The organism is Actinomadura soli, assembly GCF_005889715.1.
Classification (GTDB): domain Bacteria; phylum Actinomycetota; class Actinomycetes; order Streptosporangiales; family Streptosporangiaceae; genus Spirillospora; species Spirillospora soli.
This window is the reverse complement of sequence record NZ_VCKW01000306.1, coordinates 1-8,809: the sequence shown is the minus strand read 5'-3', so window position 1 is coordinate 8,809 and position 8,809 is coordinate 1. Positions and strand designations below refer to the sequence as shown.

10 protein-coding genes and 1 pseudogene are annotated in these 8,809 nt (G+C 70.7%); 7 read left to right on the top strand and 4 right to left on the bottom strand.

The genetic code is table 11. From position 1 onward, the window contains the following. The first annotated feature begins 296 nt into the window (after window positions 1-296). The 3 genes from ETD83_RS36100 to ETD83_RS43140 are packed head-to-tail and all read left to right on the top strand — an operon-like array spanning window position 297 to window position 3,577. On the top strand, window positions 297-2,423 hold the full coding sequence (locus ETD83_RS36100; protein WP_205718063.1) for an MMPL family transporter: 2,127 nt from the start codon (window positions 297-299) through the stop codon (window positions 2,421-2,423). A 34-nt stretch (window positions 2,424-2,457) separates the two neighbouring features. After that, the gene (locus ETD83_RS36095) at window positions 2,458-3,384 is read left to right on the top strand and encodes an MFS transporter (protein ID WP_329603041.1); all 927 of its coding nucleotides are present in this window, start codon (window positions 2,458-2,460) and stop codon (window positions 3,382-3,384) included. Between the two features lie 37 nt (window positions 3,385-3,421). Further along, entirely contained in the window at window positions 3,422-3,577 is a 156-nt protein-coding gene (locus ETD83_RS43140) for an MFS transporter small subunit (RefSeq protein ID WP_171064637.1), read from the top strand. 146 nt (window positions 3,578-3,723) lie between these two features. Here the strand turns inward: ETD83_RS43140 and ETD83_RS36090 are convergent, their stop codons facing one another. Both ETD83_RS36090 and ETD83_RS36085 read right to left on the bottom strand, forming a co-directional pair. Further along, window positions 3,724-4,074: a hypothetical protein gene (locus ETD83_RS36090; protein WP_138649692.1), complete on the bottom strand. Its 351-nt coding sequence runs from the start codon at window positions 4,072-4,074 to the stop codon at window positions 3,724-3,726. Then, on the bottom strand, window positions 4,071-4,565 hold the full coding sequence (locus tag ETD83_RS36085) for a hypothetical protein (RefSeq protein WP_171064636.1): 495 nt from the start codon (window positions 4,563-4,565) through the stop codon (window positions 4,071-4,073). Before ETD83_RS36085 ends, ETD83_RS36090 begins: the two co-directional genes overlap by 4 nt. Before the next feature lie 18 nt (window positions 4,566-4,583). Here ETD83_RS36085 and ETD83_RS36080 point away from each other — a divergent pair, with 18 nt between their 5' ends. From ETD83_RS36080 to ETD83_RS36070, 4 genes and pseudogenes are all read left to right on the top strand, one after another. Further along, window positions 4,584-5,249: a sensor histidine kinase gene (locus ETD83_RS36080; RefSeq protein WP_205718062.1), complete on the top strand. Its 666-nt coding sequence runs from the start codon at window positions 4,584-4,586 to the stop codon at window positions 5,247-5,249. Beyond that, window positions 5,246-5,353 (top strand): annotated as a pseudogene (locus ETD83_RS45790) (DNA-binding response regulator); the annotation flags it as partial. The gene ETD83_RS36080 and the pseudogene ETD83_RS45790, both read left to right, overlap by 4 nt. Window positions 5,354-5,414: 61 nt before the next feature. Continuing rightward, window positions 5,415-5,885 (top strand): response regulator transcription factor, encoded by a 471-nt coding sequence (locus tag ETD83_RS36075; RefSeq protein WP_329603040.1) that lies wholly within the window; start codon window positions 5,415-5,417, stop codon window positions 5,883-5,885. Between the two features lie 901 nt (window positions 5,886-6,786). Further along, window positions 6,787-7,221 carry a hypothetical protein gene (locus ETD83_RS36070; RefSeq protein ID WP_205718061.1) on the top strand — a complete coding sequence of 145 codons (435 nt, stop codon included), beginning with the start codon at window positions 6,787-6,789 and terminating at the stop codon, window positions 7,219-7,221. A 78-nt stretch (window positions 7,222-7,299) separates the two neighbouring features. Here the strand turns inward: ETD83_RS36070 and ETD83_RS36065 are convergent, their stop codons facing one another. Both ETD83_RS36065 and ETD83_RS36060 read right to left on the bottom strand, forming a co-directional pair. Beyond that, a complete protein-coding gene (locus ETD83_RS36065) occupies window positions 7,300-7,548 on the bottom strand; it encodes a DUF4873 domain-containing protein (protein WP_138649689.1) in 249 nt (82 codons plus the stop codon). Window positions 7,549-7,702: 154 nt separating this feature from the next. Next, the coding region (locus ETD83_RS36060; protein ID WP_138649688.1) for an acyl-CoA dehydrogenase family protein at window positions 7,703-8,809 on the bottom strand (1,107 nt) is incomplete at its 5' end.

The following is an 8,809-nucleotide window of genomic DNA, read 5'->3' as shown; positions in this document are numbered from 1 at the left end:
AGGTGGCGGGAGATGACGAGGCGTTGTGGGAGGCGGGCGGGGCTCGTCTCGCGCGGTGCTCGGTCAGCAGCGCGCGTTCACCAAGGGTACGGACGACCCCGGTGCGAGAGCGAGGCGCTCGTCGAGGGCCTGCTCCCACCGAGCCTGGCGCGCACCAAGCGATGATCATGGTCCGCCCGCCTCGTACCCGGGTTCGGATCACCGCGATGGATCGTGACCTGTGGTGTAAGGCGGCACGTTGGGGAATCAGCTAGCGGAAGCGCCTGGTGAACAGCGGGCGTCAATAGGGGGATGATGTGACCGCGATAGACCGGGTTACCGCGTTCGTCCTGGGCCGGCGCGGTAAGTGGGTCGTGCTGGCCGTGTGGGTGTTGATCCTGGTGGTGTCCGCGCCGCTGGCCGGCAAGCTCACCGGGGCCCAGGACAACGAGGCCTCCTCGTGGCTGCCCAAGGACGCCGAGTCCACCCAGGTCGTCGAGCTGTCGGAGCGGTTCGTTCCCAGCGACGTCCTCCCGGCCGTGGTCGTCTACGACCGCGGCGGCGCGGCCATCACCGGCGCGGACAGGGCCAAGGCCGCGGCCGACGCCCGGCGGTTCACGACCGTGCGGGACGAGGACGGCGCGAAGATCGTCACCAAGGTGCAGGGGCCGATCACCTCCAGGGACGGCCAGTCGCTGCAGACGATCGTCGACATCAAGGTCGGTGAGGAAGGCTGGGAAAAGCTCGGCCCCGCGGTCGAGGACATGCGCGACATCGCCCAGCGGGACGGCGGTGCCGCGGGTCTGGAGGCGCACGTCACCGGTCCTGGCGGATACTCCGGCGACTTCGCCCAGGTCTTCTCCGGTTTCGACGCCACCCTGCTGTACATCACCGCGGTCATCGTCGTGGTCATCCTGCTGATCACCTACCGCAGCCCATCGCTGTGGGCGGTGCCGCTGATCTGCGTCTTCTTTTCCCTGACGGCCGCGCAGGCGCTCATCTACCTGCTGGCCGAGCACGCGGGCCTGACCGTCAACGGGCAGAGCGCGTTCATCCTCATCGTCCTGATGTTCGGCGCGGGCACCGACTACGCGTTGTTGCTCATCGCCCGCTACCGCGAGGAGCTCCGCCGCCATGCGGACCGGCACACCGCGATGGCCATGGCGCTGCACCGCGCCGGCCCGGCGATCTTGGCCAGCGGCACCACCGTGGCGCTGAGCCTGCTGTGCCTGCTGATCGCGACGCTCAACTCCTCCAAGAGCATGGGACCGGTGATGGCCATCGGCATCGTGGTCGTGCTGGCGTCGATGCTGACGCTGCTGCCGGCGCTGCTGGTGATCTGCGGGCGGTGGCTGTTCTGGCCGCGACTCCCTCACCACGGCTCACCCGAGCCGACCGAACGGGGGGCCTGGGCCCGCATCGGCGGCGCCATCGCCCGGCGCCCCAGGATCACCTGGGTGGTCACGGCACTCGTCCTCGGCGTCATGGCCATCGGCATGACCGGCCTCAAAACCGAGTACCTGGCGCAGCGGGACGCCTTCTGGGGCGACAAGCCCGACTCGGAGATCGGCGAGGAGGTGCTGGTCAAGCACTTCCCGGCCGGCGCGGGCGCCCCGGTGCAGGTCGTTGCCTCGGCCGGCTCGGCGCAGCCGGTCACCTCGGCGCTGGACTCCGTGCCGAAGATCAGCGACGTCAGGCAGGTGGGGCCGCCACGCGACGGCCTGGCCTACATCGAGGGCACCCTCGACGCCCCACCCGACGCCCGGGAGGGTTTCGACGCCATTGAGCAGGCCCGCGACGCCGTGCACGCGGTGCCCGGCGCCAATGCCAAAGTCGGCGGGACCACAGCGGTCACCCTGGACATCAACGACGCCGCGAGCCGCGACCAGAACGTGGTGATCCCGCTGGTGCTCCTGGTGGTGCTCATCATCTTGGCGGCGCTGCTGCGCGCCTTGGTCGCCCCGCTGATCCTTGTGGCCACGGTGGTGCTGTCCTTCGCTGCGGCCCTGGGGGTCAGCGCGCTGGTGTTCGACCACGTATTCGGCTTCGCCGGAGCGGATCCCCAATTCCCGCTGTGGGCGTTCGTCTTCCTGGTCGCGCTCGGGACCGACTACAACATCTTCCTGATGACGCGGGTGCACGAGGAGGCCAAGCAGCACGGCACCCGCCGCGGGGCGCTCATCGGGCTGGCCGCCACCGGCGCGGTCATCACCTCCGCCGGGACCGTGCTGGCCGGGACATTCGCGGCGCTGGGATCGCTGCCGCTGGTCTTTGTCACCGAGCTGGGCTTCGCGGTGGCCTTCGGCGTGCTGCTCGACACCTTCATCGTCCGGTCGGTGCTGGTCAGCGCGCTGACCATGGATGTGGGCCGGTGGATGTGGTGGCCGAGCGGCCTCGCCCGCGTGTCAGAACCGGTCAAGCCGACTCGCACCCCACCAGCGTGAGCTTTACCCGATGCGACGACTTGCTCGTGGCCGGGTGGCCATCGACGCCGCCATCGGCCTGCTTGCCCTCGCGGCCGTGGTCGTGCCCTTATCGGTGGCCGGACCGGCTGACGCGGCGGCCGCGCGGCGGAGCGCCGCGTCCCCTGGCGGGCGCACGGTCTACGTCACGAACAGTGCGAACGTCGGCGGCGCCGCCAAAGGGGTCGCCGTGACCCCCGACGGCCGGCCGGCAGGCTTCGACCCGGTGTCGGAACGGTCCAGGACGATGGTCACGGCGCACAGCGTCTCGGCGGCGTCGGCCATCAGGACACCGCAGTTCTGGCTGCTCTGGACGGTGATGTTCTGCAACGTCACCGCGGGCATCGGCATCCTCGAACAGGCCGGGCCGATGATCAGCGACTTCTTCCGCTCCGGCGCCTCGGCCTCGGTGTCGGCGACCGAGGCGGCCGGGTTCGTCGGGCTGCTGTCGATGTTCAACATGGCCGGCAGGTTCGTCTGGTCCTCGACCTCGGACTTCATCGGCCGCCAACCCACGTACGTGGGCTATCTCGGCGTCGGGATGGCCGCCTACGTCCTGCTGGCGTTGTTCGGCGATGCGTCCACCGCGTTCTTCATCGCGCTCGCCGCTTTGATCATCTCCTTCTACGGCGGCGGGTTCGCGACCGTCCCGGCCTACCTGCGGGACCTGTTCGGCACCTACCAGGTGGGTGCCATCCACGGCCGGCTGCTGACCGCGTGGTCGGCGGCGGGCATCGCCGGGCCGCTGATCGTGAACCGGTTCCTGGACGCTCGCGGAGAGCCGGGCGCGCTGGTGGCCGCCGACTACCGGCCCGCCCTCTTCACCATGGTCGGAGTTCTCGCGATCGGTTTCGCCGCCAACCTGTTCATCCGGCCGGTGGCCGAACGTCATCGCACGTCCGCGGCGGAGTCCCCGGTCTCCGACCCCAGCCCCGCCACCTGACGACCGCTCCGGCCCGATACCGAAGGAAGAGCGCACCATGGCAGCAACCGAGGACCGCGGCCCGGAGGACGGCCGGATCGGGAGGGGCGCGGATCTGCCGCGGCTCGTCATCTCGTGGTCCATCGTCGGCATCCCGCTGATCTACGGCGTCGTCGAGACCATCCGAGCGATCCTGCCCCTGTTCGGCCAGTGAGGTCATGTCACCCGACAACGGTGAACTTCACCGCCCCGGCGCGTCCGCGCGGCCCACGACACCGGCGCGCGCGGCTGCGAGGTCGCTCCAGGTAGAGGATCTCGCAGCCGCGCGCCCCCGTGAGTGCCGGTGCGTGGCGTCGCGGTTCAGGACGGCGCGGAGGTGCGGCGCAGCGCGGGGGCGAGGAGGGCGATCGCGAGGATGGTGGTCGCGAGCACGGCGGTGATGATGGCCCTGGTGGCTCCGGAGGTGTCCTGCGCGGTGAGGCCCGGCACCGCGGCGAGGGCCGACAGTGCCTGGGTGACCGCGACGGCCCAGATGGCGCGGCGGTTCCCACGCCGCCAGGCGGGGACCAGCGCGGCCAGGGTGGCCAGGCCGAGCGCGACCGCGATCACGATGGCGGGAACGGGGACGTCAGGCGCCCCGGAGGCGGCCAGGTCGGCCAGGCCCAGCAGGCCCGCCAGCACAAGCCCGGTGGTGACGGTGCCGGATCTCATCGCGCGCTCCCGTCCCTGCCGCGGGCGACGGCCGGGGCGGCGGCCGCGAAGCCGACCGCGGTGAGGCCCCAGGCCAGCCCGTCCAGGGCGGCGTTGGGCAGGGCGGCGGCGAAGATCGCATGGAGGGGCTGGGAGGCGATCAGGGCGATCCCCGCCCAGGCCGGGATGATCCGGCCGCGCCACAGCGCGATCCCGAGGAGCACCACGCCGAGGATGTGGCCGGCGACGAACAGGCCGCTGCCCACCGCGACGGCGGGCAGGCCCTGCAGGTTGTCGAGCAGACGTGCCACCTCGGCGGGCGCGAGCCCGGTCCGCGCCGCCGACAACGCGACGTGGTCGCTGATCCCGATGGCGTACAGCGAGGAGAACCCGGCGACCGCCGGCACCAGCCCGGCCGTTCCCAGCCGTGGAGAGCGCCGGATGGCCGGCAGTCCGATGGCGATCGTCCCCGGCACCAGGGTGAGGAGGGCGATGAGGGTGAGCCAGAGCACAGCGCCCTGCGCGCCCTGGTGGGCGGACGTTCTGGCGGCGAGCTCGACGGAGCCGTCGGTCGTGGAGTAGGGCAGGACGGCGCGCAGCACCGCGACGGCCAGCGGACCGACGGGTACGAGCAGCGCGAGCGCGGCGCGGGCCCGGTGCTGACCGGCGTCGCGTTCAAGGCCGACGCCGTGGGCAACCTGCTGGACTCCGACCCCGCCTCCGCCCGCGCGCTCCTCGCCGAGCTGCGCGCCGAGGCCGCCGAGGCCATCGACGACATCCGGCGGCTGGTCTACGACCTGCGGCCGCCCGCCCTGGACGACTTCGGCCTGGCCGGGGCGATCCGGCAGCGGGCCGCCCAGCTCGAACGCCCGGACCTGGCCGTCCGGGTCGAGGCCGACGGCTTGCCCGCCCTGCCCGCCGCGGTCGAGGCGGCGGCGTATCGGATCGCGGTGGAGGCCCTCACCAACGCCGTCCGGCACTCCGGCGCGGCCCGGGTGGATGTGCGCATCCGCGCCGACGGGCGCCTGTACGTGGAGGTGGCCGACGATGGGACCGTGCCAGGCCGCGCATGGCTGCCCGGCGTCGGCATACGGTCGATGCGCGAACGCGCCGCCGAGCTGGGCGGCACCTGCACCGCGGCTCCCGGCCCGAGCGGCGGCCGGGTGACCGCCGCGCTACCACTCGGAGAATCATGATCACGATCGTGCTGGCCGACGACCATCCCGTGGTGCGCAGCGGGCTGCGGGCGCTGCTCGACACCATCGGCGGCCTCACCGTGGTCGCCGAGGCCGCCGAGGGCCGCGCCGCCGTCCGGCTGGCGGTCGAGCACCGGCCGGACGTCCTGGTCATGGACATTCAGAATGCCCGGCCTGGACGGCATCGAGGCGACCCGCCAGATCGTCCGGACGGCGCCCGAGACCGCGGTGCTCATGCTCACCATGTACGAGGACGACGACTCGGTCTTCTCCGCGATGCGCGCGGGCGCCCGCGGCTACCTGCTCAAGGGCGCCCAGCAGGACGACATCGCGCACGCCATCCGAGCCGTCGCCTCCGGCCAGGCCATCTTCGGCCCCGGCGTGGCCCGCCGGGTGCTCGGCTTCTTCGCGACCCCGCTCGCGGCGCGCCACCCCTTCCCCGGCCTCACCGCCCGGGAGCGCGACGTCCTCGACCTCATCGCCGCGGGCCGTCCGAACAGCGAGATCGCGCACCGCCTCGCCATCGCCCCGAAGACCGTCGCCAATCACATCTCCAGCATCTTCACCAAGATGCAGGTCGCCGACCGCGCCGAAGCCATCGTCCGCGCCCGTGACGCCGGCCTCGGCCGATCTTGACCCATGCCAGGCTCCGAGCCCGTACTAGGGATGGTCGTTTCCCTGGACGGCTATTCGCGCGAGCCGCGAATAATGCAAATATCGGGAAATGCTCTTGAGGTCTCTTTGAGCGTCAGGAAATGATTGGCCCATGGAGATAGTCCCGGCGAGGCCGTCGAGTGAACGTAAGAGGCGGGTCAGGGTGCGGGCGCTCGCTCCCTCATGATGCGGGCTGCGCAGTCGGAGAAGCGCCAGACGGCACCACTGCTTGCGGTTCGCCTTCTAGGGCGCGTCTCGACCGAGGATCATCAAGATCCGGCGACGCCTCGTTCGCGGCAGCGTGACTGAGCAAGGCGAGGCGGCCAAGCTGGCTGTTCCTGCTAAGGTATCTTGAAGTGACGTGGGGCGACGCGATGTATCGGCTGAGACATCGTAGGTACACGGATACTTTACGTGACAGCGTTCGGATTACTTCTTCTGCCATTGAGGCGATCATCGAGTTGACTTCTAAGAAACGGCGTACGTCAAAGAACGGCCCTGTCGAGAGCCGGAACCACTTGGAGGATCTGAGCCCGTCGCTGCGGGATTACGTCTTGGACCGCTGCAGGCGCGAGGGGATCCTCGTCACGTCAGTTCGCGTCGTCTCTCCAACCGAGGTCATCATTCCCTGATCGCCGAATCGGCCGGTAGACCAGCGCGCAAGCGTGCCGGCGGGACATCCTCGAACGGAACTACAACCGTGTGGGGTGCGGAACCCAAGCTCACGAGTTCCCGGCAGATCCCTTCGGGCCACCTGCGCCTCCCGCCGGCGCCCGCCCAGCTCAGACACTGGAGAGCTGCTTCGCTGAGGTCCAGCTAAGGTTCCGCCGTGGCAGTCCCTGGGATCATCCCTATCGCTTACGAGCCGGACTACCGGACCGACATGATCGGCCGTTTCACGGACGGCCAGTTCCTCGCCTCGATCACCTACGCCTTCCCCGAGGGATATCGTCACGGCGAAGGCTGGGAAGACGCCAAACGTCTTTACGTCGTCCTGCACCGGTTCGACTTCGACGGTCACCACATCGACTCCGACATCTGGTGCGCGGGAACCTGGCGCGAGCAGCAGCAACGCCGCGGCCGGCCGGACTCGGCCCTCGCTTGCGCCGAGGCCCGCATGGCGGAGTTGTTGGACGCCCTGCCCCGTCGAGAGTTCCAGAGCATCGGGATCCGCCCCTTCCAGTTGACCGTCGACAACGTGCTGTTCGGGTTGGTTATCGAGCAACACGGCGAGAACGAAGTCGAAGACGACTGGGCCGAGCTCTACCCAGACCGCCTCGGATTCTGCGACCCCTGGAACGGCGAGTACTCCACCTGATCGCCCGCATCCACGCGCGACACCTCGATACGCGCGTCCGGGGGTCTGTGGGGTCGGCTCGCCGGCAGGACGGGCTGCTCAGAAGGGAGGAGAACCACTTCCGACCAGCTCGATGACGTCGGACCAGGCTGCCGAGCCGCCGAGCTGGACCTGTGCTTCACGGCCGTCTGGAAGCCTCAGCGTACGCTCGTGAAGACCGGTGGCGTCGAAGTCGCCGATGGTCGCGGTCCCGGACCACTCCCGCTGCTTGGCACGCAGGTCGACGTACACCTCGACCTCGGCCCCGTCTCTGCTGATCAGGGTGGCTGGCCCCCGGTAGCGGCTCACGCTCGGGTCGTCTCAGGAGGGCTGCTGCGGAATGTCTTCATAAGGACGCACCATAGCGCTCGGTTCCGACGTTCTCGCGGTGTGAGGACGCCGGGATCTATCCCGTCTTCGGGGAAACGCCGACGTCGATGGCCAACCCCAGGTGACGGGCTGTTCAGCGGGCGAGGTGGCGGGAGATGACGAGGCGCTGGATCTGGTTGGTGCCCTCGAAGATCTGCATGACCTTCGCCTCGCGCATGAAGCGCTCGACGGGGAAGTCGCGGGTGTAGCCGGCGCCGCCGAGGACCTGGACGGCGTCGGTCGTCACCTTCATCGCGTTGTCGGTGGCGACCAGCTTGGCGATGGACGCCTCCCGGCCGTAGGGGCGGCCCGCGTCCTTCAGCCGCGCCGCCGACAGGTAGGTGGCGCGCGCCGACTCGATCGCGGCGGCCATGTCGGCGAGCACGAACGCGAGGCCCTGGTGCTCGATGATCGCGCGGCCGAACGCCTCCCGCTCCTTGGCGTAGGCGACGGCCGTGTCGAGCGCGCCCTGGGCGAGGCCGGTGGCCACGGCGGCGATGCCGAGCCGTCCCGCGTCGAGGCCGGCGAGCGCGATCGCCAGGCCCTCGCCCTCGCGGCCGATGAGGTTGCCTGCCGGGACGCGGACGTCCACGAACCGGACGGTCGCGGTCGTCGACCCCATCAGGCCCATCTTGTCCTCGGGCCGGTCGAACTCCAGGCCCGGCGTGTCCGCGGGGACGTGGAAGCAGGAGATGCCGCGCGCGCCGTCGTCGGACGTGCGCGCCATGACGGTGTAAAAGTCGGCCTTGCCGCCGTGCGTCGTCCACGCCTTCGCGCCGTTGAGGACGTAGGAGTCGCCGTCCCGGACGGCCCTGGCCCGCATCGCCGCCGGGTCGGACCCGGCGTGCGCCTCCGACAGGCAGTACGCGCCGAGCCGCTCGCCGGACAGCAGGTCGGGGAGCCACCGGGCGCGCTGCTCGTCCGTCCCGTAGGCGAACAGCGGGAAGCAGGAGAGCGCGTGGACGCTCACCCCGACGCCGACGCTCGCCCAGGCGGCGCCGATCTCCTCCAGGGCCTGGAGGTAGATCTCGTACGGCTGGTCGCCGCCGCCGAACTCCTCCGGATACGGCAGCGTCAGCAGCCCGGCCCGGCCCAGCGTCGTGAACGCCTCGCGGGGGAACGTCCCGGTGCGCTCGGCGTCGGCGGCCCGCGGCGCCAGCTCCTTCGCCGCGATCTCGCGGGTGAGCGCGAGGAGGTCCTC